General features: G+C 67.5%; 15 protein-coding genes. 11 read left to right on the top strand and 4 right to left on the bottom strand.

The annotated features are described in order from the left end of the window. Positions 1 to 19: 19 nt before the first annotated feature. Both ACOMD9_RS03240 and ACOMD9_RS03245 read right to left on the bottom strand, forming a co-directional pair. On the bottom strand, positions 20 to 925 hold the full coding sequence (locus tag ACOMD9_RS03240) for an ion transporter (RefSeq protein WP_421412115.1): 906 nt from the start codon (positions 923 to 925) through the stop codon (positions 20 to 22). 36 nt (positions 926 to 961) lie between these two features. Further along, complete coding sequence (locus ACOMD9_RS03245; protein WP_421412116.1) at positions 962 to 1,828, bottom strand: CYTH domain-containing protein; 867 nt, start codon at positions 1,826 to 1,828, stop codon at positions 962 to 964. A gap of 103 nt (positions 1,829 to 1,931) precedes the next feature. Between ACOMD9_RS03245 and ACOMD9_RS03250 the strand changes: the two genes are divergently transcribed. The 11 genes from ACOMD9_RS03250 to glrR all read left to right on the top strand — a co-directional run bounded on the left by ACOMD9_RS03250 (position 1,932) and on the right by glrR (position 14,268). Next, positions 1,932 to 2,612 carry a TIGR00153 family protein gene (locus ACOMD9_RS03250; protein ID WP_421412117.1) on the top strand — a complete coding sequence of 227 codons (681 nt, stop codon included), beginning with the start codon at positions 1,932 to 1,934 and terminating at the stop codon, positions 2,610 to 2,612. A gap of 97 nt (positions 2,613 to 2,709) precedes the next feature. Beyond that, positions 2,710 to 3,975 carry an inorganic phosphate transporter gene (locus ACOMD9_RS03255; RefSeq protein ID WP_421412118.1) on the top strand — a complete coding sequence of 422 codons (1,266 nt, stop codon included), beginning with the start codon at positions 2,710 to 2,712 and terminating at the stop codon, positions 3,973 to 3,975. 155 nt (positions 3,976 to 4,130) lie between these two features. After that, positions 4,131 to 5,444: an amino-acid N-acetyltransferase gene (gene argA, locus ACOMD9_RS03260; RefSeq protein WP_421412119.1), complete on the top strand. Its 1,314-nt coding sequence runs from the start codon at positions 4,131 to 4,133 to the stop codon at positions 5,442 to 5,444. A gap of 347 nt (positions 5,445 to 5,791) precedes the next feature. Beyond that, positions 5,792 to 6,529, top strand: a complete 738-nt coding sequence (gene glnH, locus ACOMD9_RS03265; RefSeq protein ID WP_421412120.1) for a glutamine ABC transporter substrate-binding protein GlnH — start codon at positions 5,792 to 5,794, stop codon at positions 6,527 to 6,529. 76 nt (positions 6,530 to 6,605) lie between these two features. Next, positions 6,606 to 7,262 (top strand): glutamine ABC transporter permease GlnP, encoded by a 657-nt coding sequence (glnP, locus tag ACOMD9_RS03270; protein WP_421412121.1) that lies wholly within the window; start codon positions 6,606 to 6,608, stop codon positions 7,260 to 7,262. Then, positions 7,259 to 7,987 (top strand): glutamine ABC transporter ATP-binding protein GlnQ, encoded by a 729-nt coding sequence (glnQ, locus tag ACOMD9_RS03275; protein ID WP_465249801.1) that lies wholly within the window; start codon positions 7,259 to 7,261, stop codon positions 7,985 to 7,987. Before glnP ends, glnQ begins: the two co-directional genes overlap by 4 nt. Further along, positions 7,980 to 9,026, top strand: coding sequence for a C45 family autoproteolytic acyltransferase/hydolase (locus ACOMD9_RS03280; protein WP_421412122.1), 1,047 nt, complete (start codon positions 7,980 to 7,982; stop codon positions 9,024 to 9,026). Before glnQ ends, ACOMD9_RS03280 begins: the two co-directional genes overlap by 8 nt. Then, complete coding sequence (locus tag ACOMD9_RS03285; protein WP_421412123.1) at positions 8,983 to 9,897, top strand: MurR/RpiR family transcriptional regulator; 915 nt, start codon at positions 8,983 to 8,985, stop codon at positions 9,895 to 9,897. The genes ACOMD9_RS03280 and ACOMD9_RS03285 overlap by 44 nt, the downstream gene beginning before the upstream one ends. 896 nt (positions 9,898 to 10,793) lie before the next feature. Next, positions 10,794 to 12,290, top strand: a complete 1,497-nt coding sequence (locus ACOMD9_RS03290) for an ATP-binding protein (RefSeq protein WP_421412124.1) — start codon at positions 10,794 to 10,796, stop codon at positions 12,288 to 12,290. Positions 12,291 to 12,292: 2 nt separating this feature from the next. Then, positions 12,293 to 12,832 (top strand): hypothetical protein, encoded by a 540-nt coding sequence (locus ACOMD9_RS03295; RefSeq protein ID WP_421412125.1) that lies wholly within the window; start codon positions 12,293 to 12,295, stop codon positions 12,830 to 12,832. A 32-nt stretch (positions 12,833 to 12,864) separates the two neighbouring features. Next, positions 12,865 to 14,268: a two-component system response regulator GlrR gene (gene glrR, locus ACOMD9_RS03300; RefSeq protein ID WP_421412287.1), complete on the top strand. Its 1,404-nt coding sequence runs from the start codon at positions 12,865 to 12,867 to the stop codon at positions 14,266 to 14,268. Positions 14,269 to 14,287: 19 nt separating this feature from the next. Here glrR and ACOMD9_RS03305 read toward each other — a convergent pair whose 3' ends face one another. Together ACOMD9_RS03305 and ACOMD9_RS03310 are read right to left on the bottom strand one after the other, a co-directional pair. Next, a complete protein-coding gene (locus ACOMD9_RS03305) occupies positions 14,288 to 15,553 on the bottom strand; it encodes a type II toxin-antitoxin system HipA family toxin (protein ID WP_421412126.1) in 1,266 nt (421 codons plus the stop codon). Beyond that, positions 15,543 to 15,812, bottom strand: a complete 270-nt coding sequence (locus ACOMD9_RS03310; RefSeq protein WP_421412127.1) for a type II toxin-antitoxin system Y4mF family antitoxin — start codon at positions 15,810 to 15,812, stop codon at positions 15,543 to 15,545. Before ACOMD9_RS03310 ends, ACOMD9_RS03305 begins: the two co-directional genes overlap by 11 nt. Positions 15,813 to 15,897 lie beyond the last annotated feature (85 nt).

The following is a 15,897-nucleotide window of genomic DNA, read 5'->3' on the forward strand; positions in this document are numbered from 1 at the left end:
GCCAGCGTCCCGGCGGGGCTCAGTCCCCGCCGTTCTCCCGGTTCCCCTCCCTGTCTTCCCGTTCGTCCTTCGGGGCATTGGGATCCGGGGTCTCCTCGTCGAGCCAGGTGCCGCACTTCAGGCAGTACTTGGCTCCCCGCTCGTGCCTGTCGTGGCCGCAGCCCGGACACGCCTCGTCGGAGTAGCGCTCCTGGCGGATCGAGCGGATCACCTCCGCCGAGAACACCCCGGTGGGCACCACGATGATCGAATAGCCGGTGAGCATCACCATGACCGAGAGCCCCTGGCCCAGCGGGGTGACCGGGACGATGTCGCCGTAGCCCACCGTGGTCAGGGTGACGATGGCCCAGTAGATGGCCTGGGGGATGCTGGTGAAGCCGGCCTCGGCGGGTTCGATCAGGTAGATCAGCGAGGCGAAGATGGTCACCAGCATGAACACGGTGAACAGGAACAGGAAGATCGGGTGCCAGGCCCGGCGCAGCGACTCCACCAGCAGCCTGCCCTCGCCGACGAACTGCATCAGTCGCAGCACGCGGAAGATGCGCAGCACCCGCAGCAGGCGCACCACCACCAGCGACTGGGCGCCGGGGATGATCAGCATCAGCCAGGTGGGCAGGATGGCGATCACGTCGACGATGCCGTAGAAGCTGCGCAGGTAGGTCAATGGCTTGTCGAGGCAGTAGAGGCGCACGGCGAGTTCCACCGTGAAGGCGATGGTGAAGCCCCACTCCAGCCAGTAGAACAGGTCGCCGTAGTCGGAATGCCAGGCCGCCACGCTGTCGAGCATCACCACCAGCACGCTGGCCAGGATGATGCCGATCAGGGCGACATCGAAGCCCTTGGCCACCGGGGTGTCGGACTCGAAGATGACCTGGAAGATGCGGGTGCGCAGGCCTTCGGCGGCAGGCTTGAACGGGTTGTTCATCGAGGCGCCTCCCTGGCGACACGGAAAGGGGATGCATCAGAGTTCGGCATCGGCGGGCAGTCGTCGAGCCAGGCGCAACGCCAGGCGACCGAAGGCGGGGGTCGGCCAGTCGGGGGCGTCCAGGGCGGCGGCCAGCGCCTCGGCCTCGCGCCGGTAGCGGCCCTCCTCGAGCCCGGCCAGCCGGGCGAGCGCCTCCCGGGCCCGTTCTCGCCAGGCGGGATCGCCGGTGTCGTCGAGGGCATCCAGCGCCACCACGGCACGATGCAGCCAGGCGTCGGCGGAACCGCCTTCCGGCAACTGCCAGTGGCCGGCGAGCAGGGCACCGCCACGGGCGGCCTTGCTGGTATCCGCCGGGCGCAGGGGGACCGACTCGGCCAGCTCCTCGGCCAGGTCCTGGAGGGCCGCCGGCTCGCCGGCCTCGAGTTCGAGCTCGAGCTCGCGGATCGCCACCGTGCGGCCCTCGGCGCGTATCTCGCCCAGGTCGAGTGCCAGCTCGATGCGCGCGTCGCCGGACTCGATCCGCCAGGTCTCGCGCCGGAAGTCGGTGGCAAAGCGCGGGACCAGCCTGGCCAGCAGGGCGTGGCCGAGCTCCGCCATGGGGGGCAGGGCGGCGAGCCCCTCGAGATCGAGCCCCGGCCCCGGCACCTCCCACTCCCACTCGCCGCGACGCGAGAGCCCGCCGCCGCCCTGGCCGCGGGTCTTGAGGGTCTGCAGCAGGCGCCCGTCGACCCGGCGCAGGCGCAGGGCCATGCGGGCCGCTTCCAGGTCGCCCCCGGGGGTGTCGAAGTAGGTGTTGCCGAGGGTGGCAAGGCGCGGCACGAGCCCGGCGAGCCGTGGATGGTGACGCAGCGCCTCGGGGCCTTGTGGGCCCAGCGCCACCTTGAGTTCGATCTCCTGGCTCATGGCATTGCCACCTCGGTTCGTTAATCCAACATGATATTTTCATGACGAAGGCGGCGTCGATCACTATACTGTCGCCGCCAATTCCTCAGCGAACATGGATCCCATGGTCACACCCAACCCGTTCTCCGCGATGTTCGGCCGCTCGCCATTCCAGCCGCTGCTGGCCCACATCGTCAAGGCCAACGAATGTGCCGACCAGCTGCTGCCGTTCTTCGAAGCCACCCTCGTGGGTGACTGGGAGGCCGCGGAAGCACACCGCGAGACCATCACCCGGCTCGAGCACGAGGCCGACGAGCTCAAGACCGAACTGCGGCTCAACCTCCCCAACACCATGTTCCTGCCGGTATCGCGTACCGACATCCTCGACCTGATCAGTGTCCAGGACAAGATCGCCAACAAGGTGCGCGACATCACCGGCATCATGCTCGGCCGGCGCATGCAGGTGCCCGAGCCCCTGGCCCAGCCGATGCGCGACTACATGCAGACCGCCGTGGCCTGCGTGGCCCAGTCCCGCCATGCGCTGGAGGAGCTCAAGGACCTGCTCGAGTCCGGCTTCGGGCGCAACGTCTCCGACGTCATGCAGAAGCTGATCCGCGAGCTGCACGTGCTGGAGCAGCAGGCCGACGCTCAGCAGGTGGCCATCCGCCGCCAGCTGTTCGAGCTGGAGGGCCAGCTGCCGCCGGTGGAGGTGGTCTTTCTCTACAAGATCATCGACGGGGTCGGCGAGCTCTCGGATCGTGCCGAGCGCGTCGGCAGCCGCCTGCAGATCCTCACGGCCCGCTAGGATGCGATCCCTCGCCGCCCTGCAACCTCGGGTGCGCGGCGCGTCCGCCATCACGCCAATCCGCTACCCCCTGACAGCCACATAGGACGAATCCCCTATGTCGATCATCGTGCAGCACGGCGAAATCTTCATCATCCTGGCCTGTGTCTTCGGCTTCTTCATGGCCTGGGGCGTGGGCGCCAACGACGTCGCCAACGCCATGGGGACCTCGGTGGGGTCCCGGGCCATCACCATCAAGCAGGCGATCATCATCGCCGTGGTCTTCGAATTCCTCGGTGCCTGGCTGGCGGGGGGCGAGGTCACCGCGACCATCCGTGGCGGCATCATCGACCCGGGGCTGCTCGAGGCCGACCCGCAGTTCCTGGTCTACGGCATGCTCTCGGCGCTGCTGGCGGCGGCCATCTGGCTGCTGATCGCCTCGGCCAAGGGCTGGCCGGTCTCCACCACCCACTCCATCGTCGGTGCCATCGTCGGCTTCGGCGCCGTGGGCCTGGGCATGGAGGCGGTGGCCTGGGGCAAGGTCGGCACCATCGCCTCGAGCTGGGTGGTCTCGCCGCTGCTGGCCGGCACCATCGCCTATGTGCTGTTCAAGTCGGTGCAGCACCTGATCTTCGAGGCCCGCGACCCCTTCGTCTCGGCCAAGCGCTATCTGCCGGCCTACGTCTTCCTGGTCGGCTTCATCGTCGCCATGGTCACCCTGAACAAGGGCCTCAAGCATGTCGGGCTCGACTTGAACTTCGGCCAGAGCCTGCTGCTGTCGATCCCGATCGGCCTGGTGATCATGGGCCTCGGCATCGTCATGGAGCGGCGCATCCAGTACGAGCGCCGGATCGACGACCAGTTCGGCTACGGCAACGTGGAGCGGGTGTTCGGCGTGCTGATGATCTTCACCGCCTGCGCCATGGCCTTCGCCCACGGCTCCAACGACGTGGCCAACGCCGTGGGGCCGCTGGCGGCGGTGATCAGCGTGGTACGCAGCGACGGCGTCATCGACGCCGCGGCCCTGGTGCCCTGGTGGGTGCTGGTGCTGGGCGGCGGCGGCATCGTCGTCGGCCTGATCACCTACGGCCACAAGGTGATCGCCACCGTGGGCACCGGCATCACCGAGCTCACCCCCAGCCGCGGCTTCGCCGCCACCCTGGCCGCCGCCACCACCGTGGTGCTCGCCTCGGGGACCGGCCTGCCGATCTCCACCACCCATACCCTGGTGGGGGCGGTGCTGGGTGTGGGCCTGGCCCGCGGCATGGCGGCACTGAACCTGCGGGTCATCGGCACCATCGTGATGTCGTGGCTGATCACCCTGCCGGCCGGCGCCGGCCTGGCCATCGTGTTCTTCTTCACCTTCAAGGGGATCTTCGGCTGACGGGCGCTTCGCGCCGGCCACGCGCGGTCGGCAGCCGCATGCGGCGGCTGCCGACCGGGAGCGGTGTGCCCACGGCAGTGGTGCCGCCGTTTCACTGGCTCTGATATAGTCGAAGTCGATTTCACCCATCCCTCATCTGCTGCCGGAGTGCGGCCTTGGATACTCGCTTCCCCTTCGTCGACTGGTTTCGCAACTCTTCGCCCTACATCAATGCCCACCGGGGCCGCACCTTCGTCATCCTGATCGAGGGCGAGGCCATGGCGCGAGGACGAAGCGAGCAGCTGATCCAGGACCTGGCGCTACTGCATACCCTGGGCGTGCGGCTGGTGGTGGTGTTCGGCATTCGCCCCCAGGTCGAGCAGGCCCTGGAGGCGGCCGAGATCGTGCCGAAGTGCCACCGGGGGCGCTGGGTGGCCGACCAGGCGATCATGGCGTGCGTCGAGCGCGTGGCCGCCGAACAGCGGCTGTGGCTCGAGGCACGGCTCTCGCTGGGGTTGCCCAATACCCCGTTGCACGGGGTGGAGCTGACCGCGGTCTCGGGCAACCTGGTGATGGCCAAGCCGCTGGGGGTGCGCGAGGGCATCGATTTCCACCACAGCGGCGAGGTGCGTCGGGTGAGGGCCGGTGCCATCGAGGGACTGCTGGAGAAGGGGACCCTGGTGGTACTGCCGCCGCTGGGCTACTCCAGCACCGGTGAAGTGTTCGACCTGGATGCCTCCGAGGTGGCGCAGCACGCCGCCATGGCGCTGGGTGCCGACAAGCTGATCCTGCTGGGGGAGGCCAGCGGCCTGTACGACCGGAGCGGCCAGCTGCAGCGCCAGCTGAATCCGGGCGAGGCCGCGCCGCTGCTGGGCCAGGCGGCTCCCGGCAGCGAGCTGGCCCGCCACCTGGGCGCGGCCTGTGCCGCCGCCCGCCACGGGGTGGCCCGTACTCACCTGATCTCCTGGCACGACCACGACGCCCTGCTCGGCGAACTGTTCACCCGGGACGGGGTGGGTACCATGATCACTCAGCACCGCTACGAGCAGTTGCGCCCGGCGGAACTGGGCGACATCGGCGGGCTGCTCGAGCTGCTCGAGCCGCTGGAGAGCCGTGGCATGCTGGTGCCGCGCTCCCGCGAGCGACTCGAGCACGAGATCGACGACTACCTGGTGATCGAGCGCGACGGCATGGTCATCGGCTGTGCGGCCCTGCATACCTTCCGCGACGCCGAGATGGCCGAGCTGGCCTGTGTCGCCGTGCATGACGACTACCGTGGCGGGGCGCGGGGCGAGTTGCTGCTGGCCGAGATCGAGCGCCGCGCACGGCGCCTGGGGCTCACCGCGCTGTTCGCGCTGACCACGCACACCACCCACTGGTTCTTCGAGCATGGCTTTCGCCTCGCCGACATCGAGGACCTGCCGCCGCTCAAGCGCGACACCTACAACTACGCCCGCAAGTCCAAGATACTCACCAAGACGCTCGTCTGAGCGGCGACCCGGGCCGCATCACTCTCTCGGCGCTGGCGGTACGTTGGCCGGAAAAGGCGCCGAGGCCTGCCCCTATGGGATCAGACCCCAGCCAAGTCGCGAAGCCCGCCATAGACGAGAAATCCGTGGGGGTATTCAGGTCCTTCCCCGACAGTGCCCCGCCCGGGCGAAGCCGCCGGGCGTGAGCCCCTGCGCCCTCTTCATGCAAAAATTTGATCATTGTGTATTGTTGTGCAAATATAATTGCAGAGCCTGGCCTTGCCGCATGGCCATGTCCGCCAGCACCCAGGCGACCGGGCTCGATCGTCGTTTCCCGAACAACTCCAACAGTGATGAGGAACGCTACCATGAAGAGGCTGACACCCTGGGCGGCCGCTGCCGCTCTCTCCCTGGCCGCCGTGGCGGCTCACGCCGACCGCCTGGTCGTGGCGACCGATACCGCCTTCGTCCCCTTCGAATTCATGCAGGATGGGGAATATGTCGGTTTCGACATCGACATGTGGAAGGTCATCTCCGACGAGCTGGAGCTCGAGTACGAGCTGCGGGCGATGGACTTCAACGGCATCATCCCCGGCCTGCAGACCGGCCAGGTCGATGTCGCCCTCGCCGGCATCACCATCCGCCCCGACCGTGCCGAAGTCATCGACTTCTCCGATGGCTACTACGAGAGCGGCTTTCGCATCATGGTGCCCACGGGCAGCGACATCGAGAGCGCCGAGGACCTGGCCGGCAAGACCCTCGCCGTGCGCACGGGGACCTCGGCGGCGGACTACGCGCGCGAGAACTTCACCGAGACCGAGTTGCGACAGTTCCCCAACATCGACAACGCCTATCTCGAACTGCGCACCGGGCGTGTGGATGCCGCCATGCACGATACGCCCAACGTCCTCTACTACATCGCCACGGCGGGGGACGGCCAGGTGAAGGCCGTCGGCGAGCAGATGATGGCCCACGAGTACGGCATCGCCTTCCCCAAGGGCAGCGCACTGGTCGAGCCGGTCAACGGCGTGCTCGCCTCCATGCGCGAGGACGGCCGCTACGACGAGATCTACGCCAGGTGGTTCGGCGAAGACGCCGCTCGATAGTCCCGTCGATCACGTTCGATAGCACCGAATGGGCGGGGCACCCCGCCCGTTCGACACTGAGAGTCGGGAGTCGAGCATGAATGTCGATTGGTCCATCATTACCGGATTCCTGCCCCAGCTGCTGGCCGGGGCGAGGGTCACGCTCCACATCACCGTGGTGGGGCTGGCGGGGGGCATGCTGATCGGTGCCGTCGTCGGCCTGATGCGCGCCTACGGGGGGCGTGTCATCAACGGCATCGCCTTCGTCTACGTCGAGGTGATCCGTGGCACGCCCATCGTCGTCCAGGTGATGTTTCTCTATTTCGCGCTGCCCGTGCTGGCCAGCATCCGCATCGATCCCATGACCACGGCGATCCTGGCGATCGTCATCAACGCCGGCGCCTATATCGCCGAGATCGTGAGGGGCGCGGTACTCTCCATCTCCCGAGGGCTGACCGAGGCGGGGCTCTCCATCGGGCTGCCGCGCTGGAAGGTGATCGTCCACATCGTCGGGCCGCTGGCCTTTCGCCGGCTGATACCGCCGCTGGGCAACCAATGCATCGTCAGCCTCAAGGATACCTCCCTGTTCATCGTGATCGGGGTGAGCGAACTGACGCGCACCGGCCAGGAGATCATGGCGGCCAACTTCCGCGCCGTGGAGATCTGGACCGCGGTGGCGGTCTTCTACCTGCTCATGACGGGCACCCTGACGATGATCCTGCGCATCATCGAGAAGCGAATGAGGATCCTATGAGCGCCATCATTCAATTTCACGATGTCTCCAAGCACTTCGGGCCGCTCAAGGTGATCGACCGGGTCGACCTGGAGGTCCACCGCGGCGAGGTGGTCGTGCTGATCGGCCCCTCGGGATCCGGCAAGTCGACCCTGCTGCGCTGCATCAACGGCCTGGAGATGATCAGCGGCGGCGACCTGGTCGTCGATCAGCTGAGCGTCAAGGGGGGCAGCCGGGTGCTGCGCGAGATCCGCCAGGAGGCCGGCATGGTGTTCCAGCAGTTCAACCTCTTCCCGCAGATGACGGCCCTCGAGAACGTCGCCTTCGGTCAGCGCCAGGTACGCCATGTCGGTCGCAAGGAGGCCGACCGCCATGCCCGGGAGCTGCTGGAGAAGGTGGGCCTGGCCGACAAGGCGAAGCACTATCCCCACGAGCTCTCCGGCGGCCAGCAGCAGCGCGTGGCGATCGCGCGGTCGCTGGCGATCAAGCCCAAGGTCATGCTGTTCGACGAGCCGACCTCGGCGCTCGACCCGGAGCTCAAGCAGGAGGTGCTCAACGTCATGCGCACCCTCGCCGAGGAGCACATGACCATGGTGGTGGTCACCCACGAGATGTCCTTCGCCAAGCAGGTCGGCACGCGGCTGATCTTCATGGAGCACGGCAAGATCGCGGTGGACGGCAAGCCGGCCGAGGTGATCGACAGCCCCCCCAACGACCGGATGAGGGACTTCCTGCGCCATGTCTGAGTCCACTTCCCCGATCGGCTGGCAGCGGGCCGGCGGCGACCCCCGGGCGCTGGGCCGGGCGCTGGGTCGGGCGGGCCGTCGAGCCGTGCACGAGCGGCTGTTGCCGAGCCCCCTCTGGGCACGCATCAACGACCCCGGGCATCACCGTGCCCTGGCCCGCATGGCCGAGACCACCCGGCGCCATTTCCCCCGGGTCTGGGCCGAGATCGAGGGCCTCGCCGAGGGGCTGTCGCTGCCGGTCGAGCCGGTGTTCGCCTGGAACTGCCGCGGGGACCTGCTGGCCAGCGTGCCGGATGGCTGCACCACCCTCGTCGTGCCGGGGGCACGCCCCCTGGTGGCCCACAACGAGGACGGCCTGCCGTTCTTCGCCGGCCACTGCTTCATGTTCGAGGCCCTGCCGGACCACGCACCCGGCTTCACGGCGTTCTGCTACCCGGGCTCCTTGCCGGGCCACACCCTGGCGTTCACCGGCCGTGGCATGGTGCAGGCGGTCAACAACCTGCGGCTGACGGGGCTGGCGCCGGAGGTTCCGCGGATGGTGCTGGGGCGTGCCGTGCTCGACCTGGCGGGGGTGGAGGAGGCGCTGGCGCTGCTGCGTCGTCATCCCCGCAGTGGCGGCTTCCACTTCACCCTGGCGGAGGCCGCCGGCGGGGCGATCGTCAGCGTCGAGTTCGGCGGAGGCGAGGTCTCGGTAGAGGAGGTCGTCACGCCACGGGTCCATGCCAACCACGCCCTGCACCATGCCCGGGGCCTGGCACACCAGATCATCACCGACTCGTCCCGGGAGCGTCAGCGGCGTGGCGATGAGCTGCTCGAGGAAGGGGTGCGCGAGCCGCTGGCACTGCTCCACGATCGGCAGGGCAGCGGGCTGCCGATCCTGCGCCTGGACCCCGACGACCCCGACCACGAGAACACCCTGGCCACGGCGGTGATGCAACCCGGCCCGGATGGGGTAGCATGGTGCGTCCACGATCGACCAGGAGCCGCGCCCGCCTATGCCGGACACCTCCCGCATCGCCCGTCCCCCGGAGACGGTTGAAGCCCTGCGTGCACTCTCCCTGCGTATCTCGCGGGGAGAGACCGAGCTGCGCCTCGGGCCCAAGGCCCAGGAAGTCCTGGCACGGCTGATCGAGCTCAACGGCGATCAGGCCCTGCTGTCGATCTCCACCGCCGCCCGCCAGCTGCAGGTCAACCCCTCGACCATCTCGCGCCTGGCGCGCTCCCTGGGCTACGAGCGCTTCAGCGACCTGCAGGGCGTGCTGCTCAGCACGTCGCTGTCGCAGTCGCGCTCCTTCTACCGTGACCACGCCAGTACGGCCCTGAAGGCCGATCGGCACCACCTGCAGGCCCAGGCCGATCGGCTCTGTGCGGAGAATCGGCAGAACATCGAACGGTTCGCCCAGGGGCTCGAGCACGGGGATATCGAGGCCTTCGCCCAGGCCGTGATGGGGGCGGGCCGGGTTCGCCTCCACGGCGTGCGCCAGTTCCACGCCCTGTGCAGCTTCACCGCCTATGGACTGGGCATGCTGCGTGCCGACGTCGGGCTGCTGGGCGGCACCGGCAACGGCATCGCCGAAGGCCTCGCCGCCATGTCACCCGGGGATGTCCTGATCGCCGCCAGCTGCAAGCCCTATACGCGGCAGGTGGTCGACGTCTGCCGGGTGGCCCATGAGCACGGCATGCAGACGCTGGTGCTCACCGACTATGCCAGCTCGCCGCTGGTGCGCCACTCCGATGTCTCGATTCTGGTACCCCACGAGACCAGCTTCCTCTCCAACAGCATGGTGGCCTTCTTCGCCGCCGCCGAATGCCTGATCAACGCCTGTGCCACCGTCGCCGGCGACGACGCCGCAACGGCCATCTCCCGGCGCGACCGCTTCATCGACGAGCTGGGCATCGAGATGTCCTGAAGGCCGGCTGTCCGGCCGCCACCGGCGGCCTCCCCGCGAACCGCACGCGTGGTGCGCTGTCGCCTCACGGCGTCGCGGCCCGTGAGGGTGTCTCCGATCGGCAACGATATATCCTGTTGATCAAGAAAGACTTTTTCTGAGTCCTGGGTTTGGTGTCTCCATAAGGCAACGATATTGGCCCGAAAACCCGCCGCTCGCCGGGCCGCAAGCCGTCGCATGGCGGCGTGCCAACTTTTTGGTGATTTTAAATTACTGAAAATAAAGGGAATGACAATTTCCTGGCACGGCATTGGCAATGGTAAGGGTGAGCAACGGAAGCGGTTCATTACGGCTCGAGCCGCTTTCCGATCGCCAAGGGAGTCCGGTCAAACACTGCCCTGTGCGCCCGGCCCCGAACGCGATCAGCGTCTGCTCCAAGCGATGTGTGACTTTAGGTTGCGATGAGACGGGTACCGCTGCAAGGCAAGGAAGTGTACCAGAAGGGCAAGGACGCCCAGGCAAGGATGCCTCATCCCCCTTTCGAGGGGGATCGAATCGAGCAGCATCGCCGCGGCAAGGGCCGAGGCGGTGATGCCAGGAACGAAGCAGGGCGGCGCGCCGCGCGATGGTTCGCCACCCGCATGTGAAGACGGCTCCCTGGTGGCAAGGGTCTTCGCATGGCTTCGGGGCCTCTGGCCCATGGAAAGCGGGCCGTTCGAGCTGACCAGGCAGACGAGCGGCGTGTTTTCCAGACCCTTCAGTTCCCTGCGTACTTGGGCCGGCTCTGCCGGCCCTTTTTTTTCGGTCGCGCGCGGCGGGGGCTCGGTGGGCAGTCGAGCGCTGTCCGGCAGAATTCTGGTATTCTTTGGGCGTATACGATGGCAGTACCTCTCATCATTCTGCAAAGAGCTCTGGTCATGACCTCCCGAGTCTCGCGTCGCTGGCGCCCACGCTCGCTGCTGCAACTCGTCCTGCTGGCCTTTCTCGTGGTGATGCTGCCGCTGGCCATCCTGATGCTCCAGGCCGGCCAGGCGCTGTCGGAGCTGTCGCGCTTGGCCGATGTCAGCGCCCGTCAGGCGGTCGAGGAGACCCGCCGGGCCCGCTCGCTCAGTGCCCTGGCCCTGGAGATGGAGCGCGGCGCCCGGCAGTACGCGGTGGTCGAGCAGGAGAGCCTGCTGGAGATCTACGACGAGCGAATCGAGGAGTACGGGGCGTTGCTGGCCCAGCAGCGAGAGCTTCTGCCCGACGATCCCGATGTGGCGGCGTTGGAGCAGCAGCTGGAGGCGCTCGCCCGCCTGCCCGAGCTGCCCATGGAAGAGTTCCAGGAACGGCTCGCCGATTTCCTGCCCTTCGCCCAGCATACCGAGGCGATGCGGCGCGCCACCAATCGCCAGATCGACACCCGCATCGAGGCGATTCGTGAGCGGGCCGAGGCCGTGCAGACCCGGCTCTGGCTGCAGACCGCCGCCCTGGTGTCGGCCAGCCTGGTGCTGATGCTGCTGTTCTCCTGGTTGATCATCCGCCCGGTGCGCCAGCTCGAGCGGCGCGTGCTGGGCATCGGCAGCGGCAGCCAGTCGCATGCCGTGCGGCCGATCCAGGGCCCGGCGGAACTCGTCCAGCTCGACGAGCGGCTCGACTGGCTCTCCTCGCGGCTGGAGGAACTCGAGGCGCAGAAGCAGCAGTTCCTGCGCCACATGTCCCACGAGCTCAAGACCCCGCTGGCCAGCGTGCGCGAGGGGTCGGCGCTGCTCGCCGACGGGGTGGCCGGCGAGCTCTCGCCGCACCAGCGCGAGATTCTCGAGCTGATCGACGCCAGCGGCGGTGAACTTCAGCGACTGATCGAGCAGCTGCTCGACTACAACCTGCTGCAGCACAATCGCCAGATGCAGGCCGAGCGGCTGGATATCGCCACCGTGGTCAAGGAGGTGCTGGCCAAGCATCGCCTGGCCCTGAACAACAAGGGCATGCATGTCGACTGCTTCGACGGGCCCCTGGAATGGCAGGCCGACCGGACCGCCACCAGCCGCATCCTCGACAACCTGATCTCGAACGCCATCGCCTATGGTGAAGACGGCGGCGAACTGGAGATCCGCGCCCGTCGCAACCATGACCGCCTGGTGATCGAAGTGGCCAACAGCGGCGAGCCGATCGCCGAGGAGGATCGGTCGAGGCTGTTCGAGGCCTTCTACCAGGGACGCGCCCGCCGCAAGGGGCCGCTCAAGGGGTCCGGCATCGGCCTGTCGGTGGCTGCCGACTGTGCCCGGCTGCAGCATGGCACCCTGACGCTGGTGAATGATCCGTACTTTGCGGTCTGCTTCCGCCTGACTTTGCCGCGTGCCGAAGCGCCGGCGCAGATCGCTGACGAGAACCAGGCGCTCGAAGGGCAAGTGAGCGCATACGCAAGGAACCGATGACAATGAACTATCGTCCTGTGCTGGTCTGCCTGACAGCGGCCTGGCTGGCCGGTTGTGAATTGCTGCCCGAACAGCCGCTGTCGACGGCACCGGTCGCTGCCGAGTCGTCGACCCAGGGCTGTCACGCCGTGATTCCCGACTTCGACAATGAGGCCTGCCTGCTGCCCGACTGGGTTGCCTTCGGGCTGGCCTCCCAGCGCGGCGACCGCGCCTGGCGCGATGCCAAGCTCGCTCGCCTGGCCGGAGAGGCGAGAGAGCAGCGGCTGGCACGAGCCATCCTCCTGGCGTGGGGCAACGAGAACCAGTGGGACCGTGCCTCCGAACTGTTCAAGGCGGACCTGCACACCGCCCCGGCTGCGCTCCAGCCACTGCTGCGCTACTGGCTCAACGAGGTGGAAGGACGCCGCGCCATGGCGGGCCGCCTCGAGAGCTCTCGCGCGGAACTCGCCGCCATGGAGGCGGAAAACGCCGCCCTGGCCGAGAAGCTGGAGGCGCTCACCGCCATCGAACAGAACATCAACCTGCGACAGCAGACCGACTGACAGGGAGATGAAACGTGAAACATGCCACCCGAATGCAAGCCAGCCGAGCGCCCGCGACGCGGTCGTCCAGTTCCCGGGAACCCAGCCCCCATATCCTGCTGGTCGATGATGACGTCAGCCTGCTCAAGCTGCTGGGCATGCGCCTGGAGAGCCGCGGCTACCGGGTGACTACCGCCGAGAGCGGCCGTCAGGCGCTCAAGGTACTGGAGACCGACCGCCCCGAGCTGGTGCTCACCGACCTGCGCATGGACGAGATGGACGGCCTGGCGCTGTTCCAGGAGGTCCAGCGCCAGGCACCGGGGCTGCCGGTGATCCTGCTCACCGCCCACGGCTCGATTCCCGATGCCGTGAGTGCCACCCGCCAGGGGGTGTTCAGCTTCCTCACCAAGCCGATCGACCGCGACGAGCTGTTCGCCGCCATCGACGAGGCGCTGGCCCAGACCACAGGCCCCAATGGTGAAGGTGACGAGGCCTGGCGCGAGGGGATCATCACCCGCAGCCCCGAGATGGAGCGCATCCTGGAGCAGGCGCGGATGGTGGCGGCCTCCGACGTCAGCGTGCTGATCACCGGCGCTTCCGGTTCGGGCAAGGAGCTGCTGGCCAATGCCATCCACAAGGCCAGCTCCCGGGCCGACAAGCCCTTCGTGGCGATCAACTGCGGGGCGCTGCCGGAGCAGCTGCTGGAGAGCGAGCTGTTCGGCCACGCCAAGGGGGCCTTCACCGGGGCGGTGAGCGAGCACCGCGGCCTGTTCCAGGCCGCCGACGGCGGCACCCTGTTCCTCGACGAGATCGGCGACATGCCGCTGACCCTGCAGGTCAAGCTGCTGCGTGCCCTGCAGGAGCGCCAGATCCGCCCGCTGGGCTCGACCACCTCGACCCCCATCGACGTGCGCATCATCTCGGCCACCCACCGCGACCTCGACCGGGCCATGCACGAGGGGGAGTTCCGCGAGGACCTCTACTACCGCCTCAACGTGGTCAACCTCAAGCTGCCGGCGCTCAAGGAGCGGGCCGAGGACGTGCCGCTGCTCGCCAAGCACCTGGTGACCCAGGCCGCCGAACGCCACAAGCCCTTCGTCAAGGGCTTCTCGCCGGAGGCGCTCAACCTGCTGGCCTCCAGCGCCTGGCCCGGCAACGTGCGCCAGCTGGTCAACGTGGTGGAGCAGTGCGTGGCCCTGACCAGCTCGGCGATGATCCCCGAGGCGCTGGTGGCCCAGGCCCTGGCCGCCGAGGACAATGCCCTGCCGACCTTCAACGACGCCCGCGCCGGCTTCGAGCGCAGCTACCTGATCAAGGTGCTGAAGATCACCGAAGGGAACGTCACCCAGGCGGCGCGCATCGCCGGGCGCAACCGCACCGACTTCTACAAGCTGCTGGCCCGCCACGAGCTCGAGCCCGGCACCTTCAAGCCGGCCGCCCGCCACGGCGAGGAGTGAGCGCGCGCGGGAGTGCCGGTCAGCCCGGCCCGGCTGACCAGTGAGCTGCCAGCTTGCGGCAATTGCCCGTCAGTCGTTGCTGGAGCCGTTCCAGTAGTGTGTGCTCCGTCCCGGGGTGGGTCACCTCGCGAAGGGGTTCGAGTGTCCTGTCGATGGCCGCTGGCATGTGTTCTGCCAGCTCGAGCCCGTGCCGGATGAAGTAACGTGGCTGGAACCTCATCGACCTGGCGAGCGACTCGAGATGCGGCCTCTCGATCCTGCCGGGCCGATCCTCGCCGTCAATACGAAAAGCGAAGCGGCGCGACAGGCCGCTATAGAGCGTCGTGCTCATCAGGTCATAGAACGGCGCCAACCGTGGCCCCTCATCGGTCTGCAGGATGGAGAGGTTCTTGGCATGGCTGTCGTTATTGCCTATCAGCAGGTTGAAGAAGAACCAACCGATCAACCGCTGCAGGTCCCTGGCCGGCGCACCTGCCTGCTGCAAGAGTTCGCGGCAACGCACCAGGCCGGGACCGCCGTCGCTCTCGTACTTGATGGTCGAGGGTGTACCGTCGAGCTGGCAGAAGTCCAGCTGATGCAGGCGTCGTAGCCCGCCTCGCTCATCGGGGATCCGATCGTAGCGCCGAACGAGGCATGCCCGGGTATCCGGTTGATAGCTGGCCTGTGCGACCTCGAGCCCGAGCTCGGCAGCCAGTTGCATGCAGAAGGCCTCATTGAGTGCCGAGCACCAGACGCCTCTCCGGCCATGGATGTCCGGCTTGAGGATATGGCTGGATGGCGCTGTCCCCTCGGGGATGGCCGGGCGGCCGTCGTCCAGCAGCATCAGCAGCAGCTTGTCCTGGGCACCGGCCAGCGAGATGCGGGCTTCCTCGCCCTGTTGTGAAAGCAGTGGCCCCCGCTCTCGGTGATGAAGGCGCTCTGCCAGTTCGCCCCAGCCGATGGGGCGGTAGCGAGGCGGTGCCGGTACCTCACCCCGCGGCAGGAGTGTGAAGCCGCTGGCCGTATCGCCACCGACGGATTTCAGCAGTCCGAAGACGGTGGTGGTGTGGCGGCTGATCTCGAGGTGGCGGCGCAGCTCGCCTTCCGGAAGGAGGTTCTCGAAGTAGGCGAGCGCCGCATCGCCGGCATGGACCTGCTGGGTGAGCGGAAGCGACGGCGAGAGGGGCTCGGCATGCGGGTATTCCCGCCATGACGGTGCATACTCGAAGCGCAGCGGCTGTTCGTCATGCAGCCTGCCCACCAGGCGATCGCCGTGATAGACATCCAGGGCGTCGTCACTCGCCATGGCGTCGTCCACCCTTGCGTTGGACGACGACCTCGAGACCCATCAGGTCCAGCACATCCAGGACCTTCTGCAGTTGCAGGGTCGGCTTGCCACGCTCGAGATCCACGATAAAGCGGTTCCCGGTGCCGGCCAATCCGGCGAGATCGGTCTGCAACAGCTCCTGTTCCGCCCGAACCCGGCGAACCAGCTTCCCGAGGTCCTCGCTGTGACGAATCCGTTCGGCCACCAGGCCAGGCTTGGGCGAGTCGTTGTCAGCCATGAGATGTCCTGCCTTAATTACCGTTCGGTAAGTATAGGGCCGAATCCGTTGACTTGCTTGAATGAAATTACCGTTCGGTAATTCT

The organism is Halomonas terrestris, assembly GCF_049166755.1.
GTDB lineage: Bacteria > Pseudomonadota > Gammaproteobacteria > Pseudomonadales > Halomonadaceae > Halomonas.

Excerpts from the sequence above, each read along its gene's own strand:
- ACOMD9_RS03240 (WP_421412115.1), bottom strand. The coding sequence starts at position 925 with ATGAACAACCCGTTCAAGCCTGCCGCCGAAGGCCTGCGCACCCGCATC.
- ACOMD9_RS03245 (WP_421412116.1), bottom strand. The coding sequence starts at position 1,828 with ATGAGCCAGGAGATCGAACTCAAGGTGGCGCTGGGCCCACAAGGCCCC.
- ACOMD9_RS03250 (WP_421412117.1), top strand. The coding sequence starts at position 1,932 with ATGGTCACACCCAACCCGTTCTCCGCGATGTTCGGCCGCTCGCCATTC.
- ACOMD9_RS03255 (WP_421412118.1), top strand. The coding sequence starts at position 2,710 with ATGTCGATCATCGTGCAGCACGGCGAAATCTTCATCATCCTGGCCTGT.
- glnH (WP_421412120.1), top strand. The coding sequence starts at position 5,792 with ATGAAGAGGCTGACACCCTGGGCGGCCGCTGCCGCTCTCTCCCTGGCC.
- glnP (WP_421412121.1), top strand. The coding sequence starts at position 6,606 with ATGAATGTCGATTGGTCCATCATTACCGGATTCCTGCCCCAGCTGCTG.
- glnQ (WP_465249801.1), top strand. The coding sequence starts at position 7,259 with ATGAGCGCCATCATTCAATTTCACGATGTCTCCAAGCACTTCGGGCCG.
- ACOMD9_RS03280 (WP_421412122.1), top strand. The coding sequence starts at position 7,980 with ATGTCTGAGTCCACTTCCCCGATCGGCTGGCAGCGGGCCGGCGGCGAC.
- ACOMD9_RS03285 (WP_421412123.1), top strand. The coding sequence starts at position 8,983 with ATGCCGGACACCTCCCGCATCGCCCGTCCCCCGGAGACGGTTGAAGCC.
- ACOMD9_RS03290 (WP_421412124.1), top strand. The coding sequence starts at position 10,794 with ATGACCTCCCGAGTCTCGCGTCGCTGGCGCCCACGCTCGCTGCTGCAA.
- ACOMD9_RS03295 (WP_421412125.1), top strand. The coding sequence starts at position 12,293 with ATGAACTATCGTCCTGTGCTGGTCTGCCTGACAGCGGCCTGGCTGGCC.
- glrR (WP_421412287.1), top strand. The coding sequence starts at position 12,865 with ATGCAAGCCAGCCGAGCGCCCGCGACGCGGTCGTCCAGTTCCCGGGAA.
- ACOMD9_RS03305 (WP_421412126.1), bottom strand. The coding sequence starts at position 15,553 with ATGGCGAGTGACGACGCCCTGGATGTCTATCACGGCGATCGCCTGGTG.
- ACOMD9_RS03310 (WP_421412127.1), bottom strand. The coding sequence starts at position 15,812 with ATGGCTGACAACGACTCGCCCAAGCCTGGCCTGGTGGCCGAACGGATT.